The following is a 19,412-nucleotide window of genomic DNA, read 5'->3' as shown; positions in this document are numbered from 1 at the left end:
CTCGTATGGCCCTCCGGTGACCGTCGGTGAGTGAGCGCGTGCGTGGTGTGCGGATCGGTGTGGACGTCGGTCAGGTGCGGGTGGGTATCTCCCGCTCGGATCCGGACGGGATCCTGGCCACCCCACTTGTGACCCTGGCGCGTGATCTCACCGCCGCGCCGGACGCGGTGCCGAGTGACATTGCCGAGGTGGCGGCGCTGGTGGCCGAACATGAGGCCGTCGAGGTTGTCGTCGGCCTTCCGGTCAATCTCGCCGGCAAGCATGGTCCGGCGGCGGTCCATGTGAAGGCGTACGCTGACCGACTGGTCGATGTGATAGCGCCTGTCCCGGTAACGCTCACCGACGAGAGGATGTCGACGGTGGTCGCTTCTCGTAGGCTTGCCGAGCGTGGCGTTCGGGGCAAGCGTCAACGTGCGGTTGTCGACCAGGCGGCCGCGGTGGAGATCCTGCAGAGCTGGCTGGACGCGCAGCGGAGGCGGACGTAATGATCGACGATCTGGACCTTGGGTTCGACGAGCCGGAGCGGGGGGAGAAGGGCCGGCACCGGCGGGGCTTCCGCAAGCGCAAGGGTGGGTCCGGTGGCGGCCGGGGCAAGACGTTCCTGGCGCTGCTGATGGCCTTTGTCCTGTTGGGCGTCATCGGCGGTGGGGCGTTCTACGGTTTCGACAGGGTCCAGAGCTACTTCGTCACACCCGACTACGACGGCACCGGGTCCGGCGAGATCAGCGTCGAGATCAAGAACGGCGCGCTGCTCGCCGACATGGCCGACGCCCTGGTCGCCGCCGACGTGGTCAAGAGCCACAAGGCGTTCATCGAGGCCGCCGAGGCCAACTCGCGCAGCAAGAACATCCAGCCGGGCACCTACAAGCTGCGCAAGCAGATGAGCGGCGAGAGCGCCGTCGCCGCCATGCTCGACCTGAAAAACAAGATCGTCAACGGGTTGACCATCCCCGAGGGGCGCAGCAGCAAGAACATCTACAAGCTGCTCTCCGACAAGACCAAGATCCCGGTGAAGGACTTCGAGGCCGCCGCCAAGGACCCGGAGGCGCTCGGCGTGCCGGACTGGTGGTTCAAGCGCGACGACGGCAAGAAGGTCGTCAAGTCCGTCGAGGGCTTCCTCTTCCCGGACACGTACGAGATTCCGCCGAAGGCCACCGCGGAGAGCATCCTCAAGCTGATGGTGGACAACTTCCTCTCGGTGACCGGCGAGATGAAGTTCGCCGACCGGGTGCAGAAGGAACGCAAGGTCAGCCCGTACGAGGCGCTGATCGTGGCGTCGCTGGCCCAGGCCGAGGCCGGCAACAAGGACGACCTCGGCAAGGTGGCCCGGGTGGCCTACAACCGGGTGTACGGCGAGTTCCCCTGCAACTGCCTGGAGATGGACGTCACCGTCAACTACTACCTGGAGTCGATCGGCAAGCCGACCAAGTCGTCCAAGCAGATGACGGCGGCCGAGTTGGACGACCCGAAGAACCCGTACAACCGCAAGCTGCCGGGAATGATCCCGACCCCGATCAACAACCCCGGTAAGGAAGCCCTGGAAGGGGCGATGGACACGCCGGTCGGCAAGTGGCTCTACTTCGTGGCCATCGACAAGGAGGGCCACTCCGCCTTCGCCGAGACCTACCCGGAGCACCAGCGCAACGAGGCCAAGGCCCGCGAGGCCGGCATCATCTGATGGCACTGGTTCGGCGTGCGGCGGTGTTGGGGAAGCCGATCGCGCACTCGCTCTCCCCGGTGATCCACAACGCCGGCTACGCCGCCGCCGGGCTGACCGGCTGGTCGTACACCCGGATCGAGTGCGCGGCGGCGGAGCTGCCGGCCCTGGTCGCCGGCCTGGGCCCCGAGTGGGCCGGGCTGTCGGTGACCATGCCGGGCAAGGAGGCGGCGCTCGCCGTGGCCGCCGAGGCCTCGCCTGTCGCCGCCGCCGTCGGCGCGGCCAACACGTTGGTACGCCGACCGGACGGCTCCTGGCATGCGGACAACACCGACGTGGGCGGCATGGTGCACGTGCTCACCGGCGCGGGGGTGCGCGCCGGTGCGGCGATGACAGTGCTGGGTGCGGGCGGTACGGCCCGCGCCGCGCTCGCCGCCGCCGCACGGCTCGGCTGCTCCGGCGTGACGGTGGTGGCCCGCCGGCCCGCGGCGGTCGACGAGTTGCGCCCGGTGGCGGCGGCGTTGGGGGTCGGGCTGACCGGCGGGGCCTGGGCTGACGCGCCCCGCCACCTCGCCGCCGACGTGGTGGTGTCCACAATGCCGGCGGGCGTCGCCGACGCACTTGCCGACGCGGTGACCTGGTCGCCGGGCGCGGTGTTCTTCGACGCGGTGTACGACCCGTGGCCGACGCCGCTTGCCGCTTCGGCCCTTGGTGCCGGCCTGCGGGTGGTGTCCGGTTTGGACCTGCTGCTGGCGCAGGCGGTCGGCCAGTTCGAGCAGTTCACCGGCGTGGCCGCCCCGGTCGAGGCGATGCGGGCGGCTCTGCGGCAGGCCACCGGCGCCTCTCTTAGCTGACGCTTAAGACGCGCTTACGGAAAACTGTCCTGCCCACGACTGCCCCTGGTCATGGATACGCTGCTCTGCGTTACGCCAGCAGACACAGGGAGTTTCCTTGACCAGGCACGGACTGCACCGCGCGGGCCGGTTCCGCTCCGGCCCTCACCGCAAGGCGATCGCCCTCGGCGTGGTCGGAGGTTCCGTGGTCGCCGGCATCGTGGCGACCACGCTGCCGCTGCTGGCCAGCGACGACCTGTCGATCCGCGCGGTGGCGGACACCACCGCGACAGCGGTGACCCAGGACGGCGACAACGCCGCCAAGACGACCCTCGCCACCTGCCCGGCCCGCTGTGACGGCAATCCGCAGGGCGGCCGGGAGGCGGTAATCGAGTTCGCCGTGACCACCGTGCCCGCAGCGGCGGTAAACGTCCGGGCGACCCTGCGGGTGCACGCCTGGCAGCAGTTCGCCGCCACGGTGACGGCGCACGCGTCACCGCTGAGCGCCCGGGAGACGCGGCCGGCCGTGGCGTCGGCAGGCACCGCACTGGACACGGTGACAGGTGTCGCCAAGGGTGCCAACGAGTGGGACATCTCCAGGCTGATCACCGGCAACGGGACCTGGACGGTCTCGCTTGCCCAAAGTGGTCTGGACACCCGGATCTACTGGGCGTCGGTCGAGAACAGCAACCCGGACCTGCGGCCCAGCCTGGTGATCAGCTACGACATCGGCACCGCGCCGTCGTCGCCGCCGACCACGCGTCCGGCGCCGCCACCGACGCTGAGCGCGCCGCCGACCACCGCCGCGCCCACGCCGTCGCCGACAGTCGCGCCGACGTGGGCGCCCACCGCGACGGCGAACCCGGCTCTTCCGTCCGGCAAGTGCGGCTCGGTGTCGGACAAGCTCGTCCCGTCCTGCGGCGCCTGGTGGGGCATGTACGCACCCGCCCGGGCGGCCGGCGGCTGGAACCACGGCAAGGCCGTCACCGACGTGGAGGCGCAGGTCGGTCGGAAGTTCGACATCGTGCACCGCTACCACGACTTCTCCAACGCGGGCAGCAACGGCGCCTTCCCCGACGCGTACGAGCAGCAGCAGATGCGCGAGGGCCGGCTCATGTTCTTCGCCTGGGAGTCCCGCAACTTCTCCGCCGGCACGACCTTGAAGTGGGCCGATGTCTACAGTGGGCGGCAGAACGCGACGATCGACGCGGTCGCCGGCCGCATCCGGGCCGCAAAGGTGCCGGTGTTCCTCGGCTTCGACCACGAGCCGGAGGACGAGCCGGCCAAGGGCAGCGACGCCGAGTTCGTTCGCGCCTGGCGGTACGTGTACGAGCGGTTCGCCAAGGCGGGCGCGGACAACGCCGTCTGGGTGTGGACGATGATGGGCTGGTCCGGGCACTACTCCCGGTACGCCGGCCTCTACCCCGGTGACCGCTACGTCGACTGGGTGGCCTACGACCCGTACAACTTCCACGTCTGCCGAAACAGCACGGTGTGGAAGAGCCCGAGCGCGACGGTCGGTGGCTTCTATCGCTGGTTGGACCAGAACGGCATCGGCGCTGGCAAGCCGCGGATGCTCGCCGAGTTCGGCACCAACTTCAACTCCGCCGACCCGGGGGCCAAGCAGCGCTGGTTCCAGGAGTTCCCCGCGGCGTTGAAGGCGCACCCGAAGATCAAGGCAGCCGTCTACTTCAACTCGGCAGGCGTAACGTCCCGCACGGCGACCTGCGACATGACGATGAACCATGACGCCTTGTCAGTGGCAGGCTTCGCGCGAGCCGGTCAGGATCCCTATCTGCGGCAACCCACCGCAGGAAGCCGTTGACGACCACCTGGGTGACGACCGCTGGGCCACCTCGCACTGGCCAGGTGTTGCCGTCGAGTTTCGGCACTGTCGTAAATGCGACTCGACGCTAATACGATATTCACTTTCGTCGGATTTCGGTGATGTCAACGCCCCACGCCCACAAATGGTGGACGGACAGCGGACAGATTGGCGGCTATCGCGGAGCGTCCTGGTCCCCTAACGTGTCACCAGCCGAATGGCATGTGGCGGTGGTGGTGAATCCTGCTGGGATTTGCCGGCCTCTCGGGGCGAGGAGGGTCGATGGCTCTGGCAGACGCGAGGTGGCCGCGTGCTGTGGATGTGGCGGGACAAGCCGCCTGCCGACGTGACGGCGGTGGCCGGCTGTGGCTCTGATCTACGCCCTGGCGGCACTGTCGGTGCTGGTGCCGGCTTTTCTGATCCCCGTGGTGGCGACCCGGTGGGTGCCGGCCGTTCGGGAGAGTCGGGCGGCGGACCGACTGCGTGCGGCGGTGGCTGGGCTCACCGAGGCGCTCGGCCGACTCGGGGCGGCTCTCGTCGTTCTGCTCGCGGGGTCGGCGGCGGTGGTGGCGATCTGCTGGCCACTCGGCGAGTTGCTGGCCAAACTGGAGCCGTCCGTTGATCATGGCGTCTTCGACTATGTGCATGCCCGGCGCGTCGACGTGTGGGTCGACATCAACTCATTTATCACGGCAATCGGGGACCGGTACCCGCTCAAGTGGGTGACTGTGGTTGCGGCGCTCGGCTTCGCCATCGCCTGGCGCCGCCGCCGCTGGTGGATTCCGCTGGCCGCCATGCCACTGCAGTTCGTCCTTGAGCAATACACCCAGCAGATCCTGGCGGTGACCGTCGACCGGGGCCACCCACCCACCGACGTCGGCACCTACCCGTCGGGCGGCTGCGCCCGAGTCCTGCTCACCTTCGGCACCGTCGCGGTGCTGGCGATGCTGACCTGGAATATCTCGCGCCGTGGCCGGATCGCCATCGCGGCCGCTCTGGCCGTGCTGGTCTCCGTCGAGGGGTACACCCGGATCTACGCCGAGAAGCACTGGTTCACGGACGTGATCGGGGGCTGGATCTTCGGCGCGCTGCTGCTCGGCGTGATGGTGCTTACCGTGCTCGTGGCCGAAGGGCGGGTGCGTCCACCAATCCGGTCTGCGAACGCGGCGCCCGAAAAGGTCACGACCACCCTTTGATCCCGCTTGCCGCTGTGCTGCGCGACCGCAGGAAGCGGTGGGAGTCCGATACCCGGCACGGCGCCCGCCCGCCGTTGTCAGGTACAAGCGACAGTCCAATCGGCGGATATCGCGAATGATGACCGACGAGGCACGCTACCCAGGTCCTCGTCCAATTTGGAGGCGCAGCGTGCGCAATATTCCGCTCTCTCGACGACCTGTCGGATTGTGTTTCCGCGTAGCCGTAGTCGCCTTGGTGACCATCGCCGGGACGATGACCGTACCCACCGTCGCCTCGGCTGCCGTGGTGCCGGCTCCTGAGACGGCGACAGTGGTGTCGACAAATCCCGCCGACCACACCCCACACGGCCGCGACGGCGAGACACGGGCCTTCGCCGAGGTCGGATCCCAGGTGTACGTGGGGGGAAGCTTCACCCAGATCCGGCAGACCTCCACCGCGCCGTGGATCACGCAGAGCTACCTGTTCTCGTACGACCGGGTCAGCGGAACCATCGCGTCCACGTTCCTGCCGGTTCTCGATGGCCCGGTCAACTCCCTGATCGCCGGCCCGAACGGCACGCTTATCGTCGGCGGCGGGTTCAAGACCGTCAACGGTGTCTCCCGGAAGAACCTGGTGGCGCTGAACCCCACGACCGGGGCGACCATCGACAGCTGGGTCGGCCGCTCCGACGGCGGCATGATCCGAGACATGGTGCTGCGCGACAACTGGCTCTACGTCGCTGGCGCCTTCAACTGGTTGAACGGCGCCGCACACTCCGGGCTGGCCCGGCTCAACGCCGCCACCGGCGCGATCGACCCGACCTTCAACATCAACGCCACCGTCGGGCGGCACGGCACCGGCTCGTACGGTTGGACGATCGATGTCACTCCGGACGGGCAGACCATGATCGCCGGCGGCAACTTCAGCCTGGTGAACGGGCTCTCCCGGAACCAGATGGTGATGATCGACCTCTCGGGTACGCCGACGGTCCTGGACTGGAGCACTGACAAGTTCGCCGCGCCGTGCGCGGCGCCCGAGACCTTCACGCACTACGTCCAAGACCTGAAGTTCGGTGCGGACGGCAGTTGGTTCGTCGTCGGCACCAACGGCGGTGCCGGCTGGCCCGCCGCGTACTGCGACGCCCTGATCCGGTTCGAGACCGCAGACCGGGGTAGCGGTCAGCTCGGCACCTGGGTCGACTACACCGGCAACGACACCATCACCTCGGTGGAGGTGGCCGACAACGTCATCTACCTGGGCGGGCACTTCCGCTGGCTGAACAACCCGAACGCCAGCGACGCGGCCGGCGCCGGCGCGATCGACCGACTGGGAATCGCCGCCGTCACCCCGGCGACCGGCCTGCCTGTCGCGTGGAATCCCGGCCGCCGCGGCAGCACGTCCATGCCGGCCGGAAGCAGCAACTGGGGCTCGCAGGTTCCCGTGCTCTGGAGGGGGAGTGACGGGATCTACTTCGGGCACAACTCCGACGGCATGGGCAGCGAATATCACGGCCGGCTCGGCATGTTCCCGCTCGCCGGCGGTCGCACCTTCGCCCCGAAGAACCCGCCGACCGCGACAACCGGCAACCTCTACCTGGGCACGGGTGAGGGTCAGCTGGCCAAGGCTTCGTTCAACGGCACGACTCTCGGTGCCCCCACCACCGTCAGCCAACCCACCTACACGATGGCCGGCGCGACCTGGCGTGTGAGCGACCGCATCTACTGGGCGCACACCGTTGCGGGCACCCGCACCGGCAGCCGGATCGACGTCTCGATGTTCAACGGCGGCGCCATCGGCGTGCCGTGGGAGTCGTCAGGGTTCAACGCCTGGTTCAACGCCGCGGCCATGACCGGTGCGTTCTACCTCGACGGCCGGCTGTATTACACACGCACAGGCGCCAACGCGCTTTACTACCGCTACTTCGAGATCGACGGCAACTACCTGGGCGCGACCGAGTTCCGCCTCACCACCACGGGCATCACGTGGTCGTCGGTGCGGGGCATGGCCTGGGTCGGCGGCCGGATCGTGTACGGCGGCAGCGACGGCACGCTGCGAAGCGTGTCGTTCGATCCCACGGCCAGCGTGGCTGTCGACGCCGCGACCAGCACGGTGATCGCACCGGCGAACGGAGACCTGACCTGGTCCACGCCAAAGATGTTCTTCTCCGTGCAGTGACAGCTGATCCGTTCAGCACGGAGAATCGATAGATCACGGTCGGGCCGGCGGCGGACCACGTCGCCGGCCCGAAGCGTCACAAGGGACGTACGTCGCCTGCCGCAGGCGCAGGTTCGTCCGGGCAACTCACGACAGACGGTGAAGTTCTATGGCTGATGCAAGTTCCTGGCCCGCCGATGCGCCGGGCGGTGGGGGCACGCCGGCCCGGACAGTCACCCTGACGGATCTGCTCCGCGTCCCCCTGCATCGGATCCGGCTGGTGGGGGCGGTCGCCGCGTTCGGCCTCCTCGCCGCCCTCGGGTATGTCCTCCTGCTGCCGGGCGCGGTCACCGCGAGCGCCGTGGTGGCGGTACGCCCGGTCGTCACCGACGCGTTCACCCCGAGCGGCGCCGCCGCCGACCGGGCGGTGAACATGAACGTGGAGAGCGGCATAGCCACGGGGACCGAGGTCGTGCAACGGCTCGCGGGAGAGGGTGGGGACCAGCGCGATGTGCGCGACGCCCTCGAGGTGGAGGTGCCGACCGGCGGGCAGATCCTCCGTTTCTCCTACACCGATCGCTCCACCGACGCCGCGGTACGCAATGCGAACCTTGCCGCGCAGACCTACCTCGACGTTCGCCGCGGGATGTACGAGAGACAGCGGGCCGAGATGCTGAAGCGGTACGACGAGAGCCTCGCGGAGGTGGAGAAGCAGCGGGAGTTGTTGCAGCGGCGCATCGCGAGCGCGCGGGACGGCTCGCTGGACGCCGCGATTGCCGAGCTGGGCGGCACCAACAACCAGCTGACGCAGTTGAAGTCCTCCCGCACCGAGATCGCGGCAGTCGATGTGAACCCGGGCTGGATCACGCAGAGCGCGGAGAACATCCTGGTCTCCTCCAGCCGACACACCGTGCTCTACGTGCTGGCCGGGCTGCTCGGTGGCGCACTGCTGGGCGTGGTGCTGGCGTACGCCTGGGAGTCCGTGGACCGCCGGGTCCGATCGGTTCACGACGGGCGCGACATCACCGGCCTGCCGTTGCTCGGCACCGTACGTGACCGGCTGTTCCGCGGCCGGAAGAAGGCAGTGGACGCCGACATTCGATATGTGGCGATGGCGATCGCCGAGCGGGTTCGTGAGCCGGCCCGGGTGGCGATGCTGACCACACGTGAGGACCAGACCACCATCACTGCCGGTCTGGCGGTCGCGCTCGCCGCGACCGGCCGGGAGGTCTACGTGGCCGACGACAGCGGTCGCCTTGAGCACCTGCGTGCCGCGGTGCTGGCGGACCGGGATCAACTGCCCGCGATGGCCAACCCGGCACGTCCGCTCGTCCCGAAGCCCCGAGGCGCTGACCTGGTCAGCGGCAGCGACGTCACCGACCAGGTCCCCGCCCGCCGCCCATCTCCGTACCCGACCGGGAGCTTCCCGTCGACGGACCCGGACGCCACCCTGACCCTGCCGCGAACGGGTCTGACCGCCAGCACGATGAACACTGTCGGAAACAGCGCCGAGGTGGTGCCCGTCGGCGCCGGTGGAGTGCGTTTCGGCACGTGGCGTCAGCGCACCGCCACCGGGGTCGTACTCTTCAACGCGCCGCCCGCGGAGGCCGACGAGCGCGGTGTCGCGGCGGCACGTCAGGGCACCGCAGTCGTCGTGGTGGAACAGGACAGGACCCGCCAGGGCGACTTGCGCCGTCTCGTGGAGCGGCTGCGCGCGGCAGGCGTCACCCCGATGGGTTTCGTGCTCACCCGCACCGGGCGGGGATGACGGTGTCGGTCACCGTCGCCCTGGCCAGCAGCGAACCGGACGGGCGCGATTCGTCGGCCAGCCCCGCGCCGCCACCACCTCGGCTGCCCCGCTGGCCACTGTTGATCATTTTCGGTCTCGTCCCACTGTGGTGGTTGGCCGGCGCGTTCTACCTGATCTGGCCGCTGTTCGGCGCGGTGCTGCTGGCGTTGCTGATCGTCCGGGGGCGGGTGCCGCTGCCACCGGCCACCGGCATCTGGCTGCTGTTTCTGACCTTGGTGCTGCTCAGCGCCACGCAGCTGCCCTCGCCGGTCTCGCTGCTGCCCTTCGGTCTGCGGCTCGGCCACTACATCACCGCTCTGGTGGTTGCCGTGTACGTCTACGTCTATGCGCGGGAGCGAGCCGACGTGGCGGGGGCGCTCGTGCCGATCTGTGCATTCTGGTTCGGTCTGGTCGCACTGGGCTGGCTGGGTGTGCTGGCGCCGCGTTTTGCGCTGATCACCCCGGTGGAGATGTTGCTGCCCGGCGGCATCGGCGGCCACCCCTATATGCAGGATCTCGTGCATATCAACGCCACCGAGTACAGCGAGGCGGCGCTCAACCCGATCTATCGGCCGACGGCGCCGTTCCCGTACACCAACAACTACGGCAGCGCGTACGCGATGACGCTGCCCTGCGTCGTCGCGTACACCATGTTGTGCCGCCGCGGACTCCTCCGCTTGGCACTGCTCATATCGATGCCGTTGTCCCTGGCGCCGGCCTTCCTCACCCTGAACCGGGTCATGTTCGTGAGCCTCGGCGTGGGCTTGGCGGTGCTCGGCGTGCGTGCGGCGCTGCGGGGCAATGTCCGGGTTGGCGCGTCCGTCGTCGGTGTCCTCGTCATCGCCGGGCTCGCCAGCCTGGTGATCCCGGTCGCTGAGTTGATCAACAATCGGGTCGAGTCGTCGGACACGAACACCGATCGGTTTTCGCTCTACGCGGAGGTCATCCGCCGCATCGGAGACTCACCGTGGCTCGGGTACGGCGCGCCCGTCACCGTGGACACGGTCACCGCCGAGGTGCCGGTCGGCACCCAGGGGCAGATCTGGATGGTGCTGTTCAGTCATGGCATACCAGCGCTTGTCTGCTTCCTCGCCTGGTTCGTGATCGTCACGCTGAAAACCGCCCGAGCCCGCTCGGCACCCGGGCAGTGGCTGGCGGTGGTTCCGGTTATCTGCCTGGTGCAGATGCCCTTCTACAGCATGGCCGATCCGAACATCACTATCGCTTACGTCGGGGTGGCCGCCGCGATAGCGCTCGCGGAGCAGGAGGCGAGGCACCCGAATGTCCGCCCGGCGGGTCCCCGTGCCGGCGCGGTGGCGGTTGCGGCATGACCGCCGGCACTCCGACAGGGGTCGACTCCGGCCCCGGTACGGACGTCATCGACGGCACCACCGAGGCGCGGCGCAGTGCCCGGACCGGCCTCGCGGGGCTCGCCGGGGCCGCGGCCAACGGGCTCTTCGGGTTCCTGCTGGCGATCGTCATCACCCGTGGCTACGGCCCGGTCGGTTCGGGCGCGTTCTTCGCCGCGATCGGAGTCGTCACCGTCACCGCCGCCATCTGCACCCTCGGCGCCGAGACGGGGCTCATCTGGATGCTGCCGCGTCGACGTACCGGGCGGAGCGGCGACGCAGCCCGGGTCCTCCCGGTGGCGTTCCTGCCGCCGCTGGTCACCGCAGTCGTCGTCAGTCTCGTCGGCGTGTTCGCCGCAGACGTGCTCGCCTCCCGCCTGCTGGACGGGCCGGGTGCCGACGGCACGTCCCTGATCGCGACAAGCTTCGCCGCGGTGCCACTTGTGGTGGCGATGACGCTCCTGTTGGCCGTGCTCCGGTGCGTCCGACCGATCCGCGCGTACATCGGTGTGCAGTCCGTCCTGCTGCCGGTCACGCGGCCGGTGCTTGTCGGTGCGGCGGCCCTGGCCGCTGGTGGTGTGCTTGTCGGCGTGACCGGGTGGCTGGTGCCGGTGGCGTTCGCTGTAGTGGCCTGCCTGGCGCTCGTGGTCGGCCCTCTGGGTGTGGGCCGGGGTGCGGTGCTACGGCCGGACCGGGCCGACTGGTCGACGTTCTGGCGCTTCGCGTTGCCCCGAGCGGCATCCGCCGCGATCGACGCCAGCGTCCTGTGGGTGGGCGTGCTGCTCACATCGGTGCTCGCCGGGCAGGCCGACGCCGGCGTGTTCGGCGCGGTCGGCCGCTACATTCTGGCCGGCCAGTTGGCGATGCAGGGGCTGCGGGTGGCGGTCTCGCCGCAGCTCTCCCGGCTGCTGGGGCGTGGCGAGCGGGTCGCCGCCGCAGCGGTGCACCGTCAGATGAGCACGTGGGTGCTGGTGCTGTCGTGGCCGATCTATCTGCTGCTCGCGGTGTTCGGGCTGGCGTTCCTTCAGCTCTTCGGGCCCAACTTCACCGCCGGATCCACCGCGATGACAGTGCTCGCCGTGGCCATGCTCGTCAACACAGGTGTGGGCAACGTGCAGAGCCTGCTGTTGATGGGCGGGCGCAGCGCGATGCACCTGGCCGCGACGGTCGCCGGGCTGCTGGTCACCGTATCCCTCGGGCTGTGGCTGATCCCGGGGCACGGGGTGACGGGCGCCGCCGTGGCCTGGGCGGCCGGTATCGCCACCGAGAACCTGATCGCGTTCGGCTGCGCCCGGGCGGTGATCGGGCAGCCTCTCGTCGACGCGGTGCTGCTGCGGGCGGCCGCCACGATCAGCGCCGGGGTGGGCATCGCCGCTCTGGCCGGCGTCCTCACCGCCGGTCGGGGGGTCGCCGGTCTGCTGGTGGCACTGTGCGTCCTGGCCGCCGGTTGCGTCGGCTTGTTGACCGTGCCCAGGGTGCGAGGGCGTCTTCGGGTGACCATGAGTCAGTTCCGTCGCGCTCAGACGGCGGCGCCGGTCGCCGCCGATGCGGCCGCGACGTCGACGAAGGACAGGTGAGAACGCGGTGTCGTCCATCCGAGATCGGGTGAAGCAACTCGTGCCGGCCCAGGTGACCAACCGGTTGAGGGACTCCCTTGTCGACTATGCGGTCCGGACGAGCGACCGGCGCGCGCTGCCGGACTTCCTCATCATCGGCACCAAGCGGGGCGGCACGACCTCGCTGTGGAACTACCTCGTCCAACACCCGCTGGTGCCGCGCCTCTTTCCGGCCTGGAACACCAAGTCGGCGCACTATTTCGAGGAGCACTGGGGTCGCGGCGAGGCGTGGTACCGCTCGCACTTTCCCACCGAGCGCCAGCGCGAGGCCCTCGCCAAGCGCCACGGCGGGCCGGTGCGCGTCGGTGAGGCCGCCCCGCTGTACATGTTCCACCCGCTCGCCGCGCAGCGGGTCGCCGGGCTGATGCCGACGGTGAAGCTCATCGTGCTGCTGCGCGACCCGGTGGAGCGGGCGTACTCGCACTGGAAGGAACGCCGCACCCACGGCATCGAACCGCTCGACTTCGCTGCCGCGCTGGCCGCCGAGCCGGAGCGGACGGCGGGGGAGCGGGCACGGCTGATCGCCGAGCCGGAATACTTCAGCGAGCCGTACGACTGGTACACCTACCGGGCCCGGGGCCGCTATCTGGAGCACCTGGAGCCGTGGCTGGAGCGTTTCGACCCGGGGCAGATGCTGTTCCTGCCCAGCGAGGACCTCTATCGCGACGCGCGCGCCACCTACCAACGAACGTTGGACTTCCTCGGGCTGCCGGCGCACGACCTGCCGAGCTTCAAGGTCTACAACGACCGGCGTTCGTCCCCGCTGGAGCCGGCCGTGCGCGCCGAGCTGACCGAGTACTACCGGCCGTACAACGACGCGCTGCGCGAGCGGCTCGGGCTGGCCCTCGACTGGGCGGATCGGCCGGCGTGACCGATCAGGTCGACGAGCCAGCGGATCCCCGGTCGCGGACGGACGGGCTGGGCTGGGTCAGTCGGGCGGTCTTTCCCGACCGTCGGGTCGCGCTGACCGTGGGCGCCCCGGCGCCCGCCGGCCATCGCACGATGGCCCGTTACGCAGTCGTGCCGTCGTTGGCGCGCGCCCGCTTTCTCGTGCCGCTGGGCTCGCCTCGCGCCGGGGCGGCGTCGCTGCTGGCGTACAACGCGTTGCGACCGCCGAAGGTGCGGGCGGTGCGGGCCGCGATCGGCGGGCTGGTCCGCCTCGGCCTGCTGGGTCTGGCACCGTTCCCGACCCTGACCGTGTCGGCGCCCGCCGAGGTGCCCGCGACCGAGGTGCTGCTCGCCGAGCGGCTCGCCACGGCGCTGGGTGGCGCGCCGCTGCTGGCCGCCGTCGGCGTTCGCCCGCCGGATCCCAACCACAAGCCCACCCTGCAACTGTTCAGCGGCGACGGCAGCCCGCGCGGATACGCCAAGATCGGCTGGAATCCCGCCACCCGCGCGCTGGTCACCGCCGAGGCGGCGGCGCTGCGGGCGCTGCCGGCGGTCGCCGGCGCGACCGACCACCCGGTGCCGCCGGGGCTGCTCGCCGAGCTGACCTGGGCCGACCAGGTGGTCGCGGTGATCGAGCCACTGCCACCGGGGGTACGCGGGGTGTCGGCCCACGACCCGCCCCGGGTCGCGGCGCTGCTCGCCGTGGCCCGACGCGGTGGGTCGGGCACGCCGCCGCGTCCGCTGGCCGGGTCGACGTTCCTGGCCCGGTTGACCGCGCAGGCACAGCGGGCCGCCGCCACCGTGCCCTCCGGCGCCCGGGCCGTCGCCGCGGTCGAGGCGCTGGCTCAGCGGCACGGCGCCACCGATGTCGAGTTCGGCCATTGGCACGGCGACTGGGTGCCGTGGAACCTCGGCGAGGACTCCGGCCGGCTGGTCGCCTGGGACTGGGAGCACAGCGGCCCGGACGTACCTGTCGGCTTCGACCTGGCGCACGACACGTTCCAGCGGGCACTGCTGCTGCGCGGCGAACCCGCCGCGACGGCCGCCGACGCCGTCGACTCGTGCCTGGCCCGGTACGGCGATCGGCTCGGCCTGAGCCCGGCCCAGCGTCAGGTGGTGGCGGACGGCTACCTCGTGGAGTTGTGGTTGCGCACCTGGCGGCTGGCGAGCGGGGGAGCGGGCTGGAACGCCGCGCTGCACCCCGCGCTGCTGGACCTTGTCGAGAAACGACATAGCGGTTGATGCGGAGAAATCGCCGGAGCGTCGAACGTTGAGATGTCGCAGGGTGGCGAAGAAAATGCAGGCCGTGACGCGGTTGATGGAAAGCAGGTGGCCGGTGGACCGTCCAGCCTGTGCGTTGGGCGGGTGACGACCCGGTCACGCTATTCAACGGCGGGCAAACGTGTGATCTGCTCATGCGTGGCGTGAGCTGTAATTCCAAGCGGACTTGTGGGGAGTCGCGTGGGCAGCAAGAGCGAGGCCGAAGATTCACCGTTACTGCTACTGGTCGGCTCCAGCGGCGGGCACCTAGCCCAACTGCTGGCCCTGCGACCGTGGTACGAGAGTAAACGGCGGTGCTGGGTCACCTTCGACACGCCGGAGGCGTTGTCGCTGCTGGCCGGCGAGGACGTGGTCCCGGCACACCATCCGACCACCCGTAACGTGCCCAACCTGCTGCGTAACGCGGTGCTCGCCTGGCGCGTGCTGCGCGCGCGGCGGGTCGAGGCGGTGCTCACCACGGGTGCCGGAGTGGCGGTGCCGTTCGTGGTGCTGGCCCGGCTGCGGCGTATTCCGACCGTCTACATCGAGGTGTACGACCGGATCGACACTCCGACACTTACCGCTCGGCTGTGCCGCCCCTTCCTGTCCGCGATGCTCGTGCAGTGGGACGAGCAGCGCCGGCAGTACCCGGAGGCCACAGTCGTCGGGACGCTGTTGTGAGCGGGGACACGACGACCGGCACCGCCCGGCGTCCGCGGCCGCCCGAACCCCAGCCGGTCTCGCCGACCGCCGACCCGCTGCCGGCCGCACCGGGCACCGCGCACGGCCGGCTGCCGCGGCAGCGCGACGCCCTGTCGACCGAGCAGCCGCGGGTGCTGGCCGCCGTCGGCACCGACAGGCATCCGTTCGGTCGGCTCGTGGACTGGCTGGCGCAATGGCATGCGGTGACCGGGACACTTGTGGAACTGACCCTCCAACATGGGCACACCGACGCGCTGGCGGTGCCCGGCGCCGTGCCGTTTCTCGGCCATGGCGCATTGCAGGAGGCGATGTCGAACGCCCACCTGGTGGTCTGCCACGGCGGTCCGGCGACCATCCTGGAGGCCCGCCGGCACGGTCATCTGCCGATCGTCGTGCCCCGCGATCCGGCCTACGGCGAGCACGTCGACGACCACCAGCAACTCTTCGCTCGCCGGCTCGGCACGGCCGGGATGGTAATGCTCTGCGAGACCCGGGAGGCGCTGTACGACGCGCTCGACGCCGGCCTGAAGGACCCGTCCCGGTACGCGGTGGCGGCCAACCCGGAGGCGTACCGGGCGCAGGCCGCGGCGGTGGCCCGGGTCGGTGCGATCGTCGAGGAGTTGGTGGCGCGATCGGCGTCGCGCCGGTCGCGCCGGCGGACGTGGCTGCGGCTGCGCCGCGGTGCGGAGGAGAACCGATGACCCGGCAGCCGAGCGTCAGCGTCGTGGTGCCCACCCGGGACCGGCCGGAACTGCTGCGAGCTGCCGTGGGCGCGATCCTCGCCCAGGAGTACGCGGGCCACGTCGAGATCGTCGTGGTCCACGATCAGTCAACGCCGGACGACTCCCTCGCAGACTCGGCCGACCCGGACCGTACGGTCCGGGTGATCCGCAACGTGCGCACCCCGGGGCTGGCAGGGGCCCGCAACAGCGGCACCCTGGCCGCCGGCGGCGAGTTGATCGCGTTTTGCGACGACGACGACGAGTGGCTGCCCGGCAAGCTGGCCGCGCAGGTGACGGCGCTCGGCGCTGACCCGGACGCCGATTTCGTCTGCTGCGGCATCCGGGTCAGCTATGACGGCGTCACCGTCGACAGGGTGCTGGACAAGGACCGCATCACCCTCGCCGACCTGCTGCGCGACCGGATGACCGAGCTGCACCCCTCCACCTTCCTGATCCGCGCCTCCGCGCTCCGCGACGGCTTCGGATTGGTCGACGAGGAGATCCCGGGCAGCTATGCCGAGGACTACGAGTTCCTGCTGCGGGCCGCGCGCAGCGCGCCGCTGCTCAACCTCCGTACCCCGTCGGTGCTGGTGCGGTGGCACAAGCGGTCCTACTTCGCGCAGCGCTGGGACACCATCTCCGAGGCGTTGCAGTGGTTGCTGGAGCGCTACCCGGAGTTCGGCAGCCAGCCGGCCGGCGAGGCCCGGGTGACCGGGCAGATCGCGTTCGCGCGGGCAGCCTCCGGCCACCGACGCGACGCGCTGCGCTGGGCTCGACGGACGCTGCGGCGCAACCCCCGCGAGCCACGCGCCTACCTCGCCCTCGCCGTGGCCGGGCGGATGGTCCGGGCCGATGCGGTGCTGCGGACGCTGCACAAACGCGGCCGGGGCATCTGACCGAGCCGGACGACGCACCGCACCCCTCCGCCGAGCCAACAGCAGATCAAAGGACAACCACTCATGGGACTTCACTCGCTCAGGTTCCGTCTCGTCGATTCGCCGACCTCGCTCGGTGCGAAACGGCGTGCGCGGCGCGCGGCCTGGCTGTCGGACACCTTCCCCAACCTGGCCGACATGACCGTCCTGGACCTGGGCGGCCGGGTGGACAGCTGGGCGCGCGTCCCCGTCCGCCCGGCACACGTCCACGTGGTCAACCTGGAGCCGCTGCCCACGGAGCTGCCCGACTGGGCCGAGGCCGACCACGCCGACGCCTGCGAGCTACCCAAGAGCATCCTGAACCGCAAGTACGACCTCGTCTTCAGCAACAGCGTCCTGGAACACGTCGGTGGGCACGAGCGCCGGCAGCGGATGGCCGACGCGGTCCGTGAGGTGGGGCGCGCGTACTGGGTGCAGACGCCGTACCGGTACTTCCCGATCGAGCCGCACTGGGTGGCCCCGGGGATGCAGTTCCTGCCGGTTTCGGCGCGGGTGGTGATGGCGCGTAAATGGCCGCTCGCCTACAACCCCGGCAAGTCGTACGAGGCGGCGATGAGGCAGGTCCTCACGACCGAACTGATCGGCCGCGCGGAACTCCGTTACCTGTTCCCGGACGCCACCACCATCCGCAACGAACGTCTGGCCGGCCTGACCAAATCGATCATCGCCATCCGAAACCACTGAGCGGGTCGGCCCGTGCCCGCAGAGCGGGACGCGGCGGGCGGCGCGGCGGGGCGACCACCAGCCGTGACAGACTGACGCTGTGTTGCGCTGGTTAACTGCAGGTGAGTCGCACGGTCCCGCCCTCGTCGCGATGATGGAGGGGGTGCCGGCCGGCATCGAGGTGACCACCACCGAGATCGCCGACGACCTGGCCCGCCGCCGGCTCGGCTACGGCCGCGGTGCCCGGATGTCGTTCGAGCGGGACGAGGTCGAGGTGATCGGCGGGCTGCGGCACGGCGTCACGCTGGGCAGCCCGGTGGCGATCCGGGTGGGCAACTCCGAGTGGCCGAAGTGGCAGACCGTGATGGCCGCCGACCCGGTCGACCCCGACGAACTGGCTCGGCAGGCCCGCAACGCCCCGCTGACCCGTCCGCGTCCGGGCCACGCCGACCTGGCCGGCATGCAGAAGTACGGCCACACCGACGCCCGCCCGATCCTGGAGCGCGCCAGCGCCCGGGAGACCGCCGCCCGGGTCGCCGTGGGCGCGGTCGCCAAGGCGCTGATCCGGCAGGCACTCGGCATCGAGATCGTCTCGCACGTCGTCGAGCTGGGTCCGGTGGCCGCGAAGCCCGGGCTGCGCCCGAGCCCGCAGGACGCCGCCCGGATCGACGCCGACCCGCTGCGCTGCCTCGACCCGGAGGCCAGCGCCCTGATGGTCGCCGAGGTCGACGCCGCGAAGAAGGCCGCCGACACCCTCGGCGGCGTGGTCGAGGTGTTGGCGTACGGGGTGCCACCGGGGCTGGGCAGCCACGTGCAGTGGGACCGCAAGCTCGACGCCCGACTGGCCACCGCGCTGATGTCCATTCAGGCCATCAAGGGGGTGGAGATCGGCGACGGGTGGCAGCAGGCCCGCTCGCGAGGCTCCGAGGCGCACGACGAGATCATCCCGTCGGCCACAGGTGTCCGCCGGGTCACCGACCGGGCCGGCGGGCTGGAGGGCGGCATCACCACGGGTGAGCCGCTGCGGGTCCGCGCCGCCATGAAGCCGATCTCCTCGCTGAACCGGGCCCTGGCCACCGTGGATGTCACCACCGGCGAGCCGGCGACCGCGATCAACCAGCGCTCGGACGTCTGCGCGGTGCCCGCCGCGGCGGTCGTCGCCGAGGCGATGGTGGCGCTGGTGCTGGCCGAGGCGGCCACCGAGAAGTTCGGCGGTGACTCGGTCGCCGAGATCCGCCGCAACCTCGCCGGCTACCTCGACGCGCTGGTCATCCGCTGATGGCGCCGGTCGTCGTGCTTGTCGGCGCGCCCGGTTGCGGTAAGACCACTGTCGGGCAGGCGCTCGCCGCCGCCCTCGGTGTGGAGTTCCGGGACACCGACGCCGACATCGAGCAGATGGCCGGCAAGCCCATCCCGGAGATCTTCATCGACGAGGGTGAGGCGCACTTCCGTACGCTGGAACGGGCCGCCGTGGCCGCGGCGCTCGCCGCCGGCACCGGCGTGCTCGCCCTCGGCGGCGGCGCGGTCCTGGCCGAGGAGACCCGCGCCGCGCTTGTGGGGCACCGGGTGGTGCACCTGTCGGTGGAGTTGCCCGACGCCGTGAAGCGGGTCGGGCTCGGTGCCGGCCGGCCACTGCTGGCGATCAACCCGCGGGCCACCCTCAAGCACCTGCTGGACCAGCGTCGACCGCTCTACGCGGAGGTGGCCACCGCGACGGTGACCACCGACGGCCGGTCCCCGGCGGATGTCGTCGCCGAGATAGCCGACCTGCTGCCGCGCTGACGTCCCCGCCCTGCTGCCTCGGGTCAGCCCAAGCGGCGTGTCCCGAGGCGGTGGTGCCCCG

General features: G+C 70.5%; 17 protein-coding genes. All 17 read left to right on the top strand.

Annotation, left to right across the window (positions count from 1 at the left end; translation table 11 throughout):
* Positions 1 to 26 precede the first annotated feature (26 nt).
* Positions 27 to 485 carry a Holliday junction resolvase RuvX gene (gene ruvX, locus ACFY2Q_RS24285; RefSeq protein WP_387133811.1) on the top strand — a complete coding sequence of 153 codons (459 nt, stop codon included), beginning with the start codon at positions 27 to 29 and terminating at the stop codon, positions 483 to 485.
* Positions 485 to 1,678 carry an endolytic transglycosylase MltG gene (mltG, locus tag ACFY2Q_RS24280; protein ID WP_387133809.1) on the top strand — a complete coding sequence of 398 codons (1,194 nt, stop codon included), beginning with the start codon at positions 485 to 487 and terminating at the stop codon, positions 1,676 to 1,678. The genes ruvX and mltG overlap by 1 nt, the downstream gene beginning before the upstream one ends.
* Positions 1,678 to 2,511, top strand: coding sequence for a shikimate dehydrogenase (locus tag ACFY2Q_RS24275; RefSeq protein ID WP_387133808.1), 834 nt, complete (start codon positions 1,678 to 1,680; stop codon positions 2,509 to 2,511). Before mltG ends, ACFY2Q_RS24275 begins: the two co-directional genes overlap by 1 nt.
* A 97-nt stretch (positions 2,512 to 2,608) precedes the next feature.
* Positions 2,609 to 4,315: a glycosyl hydrolase gene (locus ACFY2Q_RS24270; RefSeq protein WP_387133807.1), complete on the top strand. Its 1,707-nt coding sequence runs from the start codon at positions 2,609 to 2,611 to the stop codon at positions 4,313 to 4,315.
* Positions 4,316 to 4,680: 365 nt separating this feature from the next.
* Complete coding sequence (locus tag ACFY2Q_RS24265; RefSeq protein WP_387133806.1) at positions 4,681 to 5,511, top strand: phosphatase PAP2 family protein; 831 nt, start codon at positions 4,681 to 4,683, stop codon at positions 5,509 to 5,511.
* 253 nt (positions 5,512 to 5,764) lie between these two features.
* On the top strand, positions 5,765 to 7,666 hold the full coding sequence (locus tag ACFY2Q_RS24260) for a delta-60 repeat domain-containing protein (protein ID WP_387133804.1): 1,902 nt from the start codon (positions 5,765 to 5,767) through the stop codon (positions 7,664 to 7,666).
* Positions 7,667 to 7,814: 148 nt separating this feature from the next.
* On the top strand, positions 7,815 to 9,413 hold the full coding sequence (locus tag ACFY2Q_RS24255; protein WP_387133803.1) for a lipopolysaccharide biosynthesis protein: 1,599 nt from the start codon (positions 7,815 to 7,817) through the stop codon (positions 9,411 to 9,413).
* Positions 9,410 to 10,765 carry an O-antigen ligase family protein gene (locus ACFY2Q_RS24250; RefSeq protein WP_387133801.1) on the top strand — a complete coding sequence of 452 codons (1,356 nt, stop codon included), beginning with the start codon at positions 9,410 to 9,412 and terminating at the stop codon, positions 10,763 to 10,765. The genes ACFY2Q_RS24255 and ACFY2Q_RS24250 overlap by 4 nt, the downstream gene beginning before the upstream one ends.
* On the top strand, positions 10,762 to 12,360 hold the full coding sequence (locus ACFY2Q_RS24245) for a lipopolysaccharide biosynthesis protein (RefSeq protein ID WP_387133800.1): 1,599 nt from the start codon (positions 10,762 to 10,764) through the stop codon (positions 12,358 to 12,360). Before ACFY2Q_RS24250 ends, ACFY2Q_RS24245 begins: the two co-directional genes overlap by 4 nt.
* A 7-nt stretch (positions 12,361 to 12,367) precedes the next feature.
* Positions 12,368 to 13,270, top strand: a complete 903-nt coding sequence (locus tag ACFY2Q_RS24240) for a sulfotransferase domain-containing protein (protein ID WP_387133798.1) — start codon at positions 12,368 to 12,370, stop codon at positions 13,268 to 13,270.
* Positions 13,267 to 14,529, top strand: coding sequence for a hypothetical protein (locus ACFY2Q_RS24235; RefSeq protein WP_387133796.1), 1,263 nt, complete (start codon positions 13,267 to 13,269; stop codon positions 14,527 to 14,529). The genes ACFY2Q_RS24240 and ACFY2Q_RS24235 overlap by 4 nt, the downstream gene beginning before the upstream one ends.
* Positions 14,530 to 14,748: 219 nt before the next feature.
* Positions 14,749 to 15,228 carry a UDP-N-acetylglucosamine--LPS N-acetylglucosamine transferase gene (locus ACFY2Q_RS24230; RefSeq protein ID WP_387133794.1) on the top strand — a complete coding sequence of 160 codons (480 nt, stop codon included), beginning with the start codon at positions 14,749 to 14,751 and terminating at the stop codon, positions 15,226 to 15,228.
* Between the two features lie 152 nt (positions 15,229 to 15,380).
* Positions 15,381 to 15,950, top strand: a complete 570-nt coding sequence (locus ACFY2Q_RS24225; RefSeq protein WP_387133883.1) for a glycosyltransferase — start codon at positions 15,381 to 15,383, stop codon at positions 15,948 to 15,950.
* A complete protein-coding gene (locus ACFY2Q_RS24220; RefSeq protein WP_387133792.1) occupies positions 15,947 to 16,867 on the top strand; it encodes a glycosyltransferase family 2 protein in 921 nt (306 codons plus the stop codon). Before ACFY2Q_RS24225 ends, ACFY2Q_RS24220 begins: the two co-directional genes overlap by 4 nt.
* 63 nt (positions 16,868 to 16,930) lie before the next feature.
* Positions 16,931 to 17,590, top strand: coding sequence for a class I SAM-dependent methyltransferase (locus ACFY2Q_RS24215; RefSeq protein ID WP_387133790.1), 660 nt, complete (start codon positions 16,931 to 16,933; stop codon positions 17,588 to 17,590).
* A 79-nt stretch (positions 17,591 to 17,669) separates the two neighbouring features.
* A complete protein-coding gene (gene aroC / locus ACFY2Q_RS24210; RefSeq protein ID WP_387133788.1) occupies positions 17,670 to 18,848 on the top strand; it encodes a chorismate synthase in 1,179 nt (392 codons plus the stop codon).
* Positions 18,848 to 19,351: a shikimate kinase gene (locus ACFY2Q_RS24205; protein ID WP_387133787.1), complete on the top strand. Its 504-nt coding sequence runs from the start codon at positions 18,848 to 18,850 to the stop codon at positions 19,349 to 19,351. Before aroC ends, ACFY2Q_RS24205 begins: the two co-directional genes overlap by 1 nt.
* Positions 19,352 to 19,412 lie beyond the last annotated feature (61 nt).

Origin of the sequence: Micromonospora sp. NPDC000316, from assembly GCF_042898885.1 — a bacterium.
Taxonomy (GTDB): Bacteria; Actinomycetota; Actinomycetes; order Mycobacteriales; family Micromonosporaceae; genus Micromonospora.
This window is presented reverse-complemented; position numbering and strand designations above follow the sequence as displayed.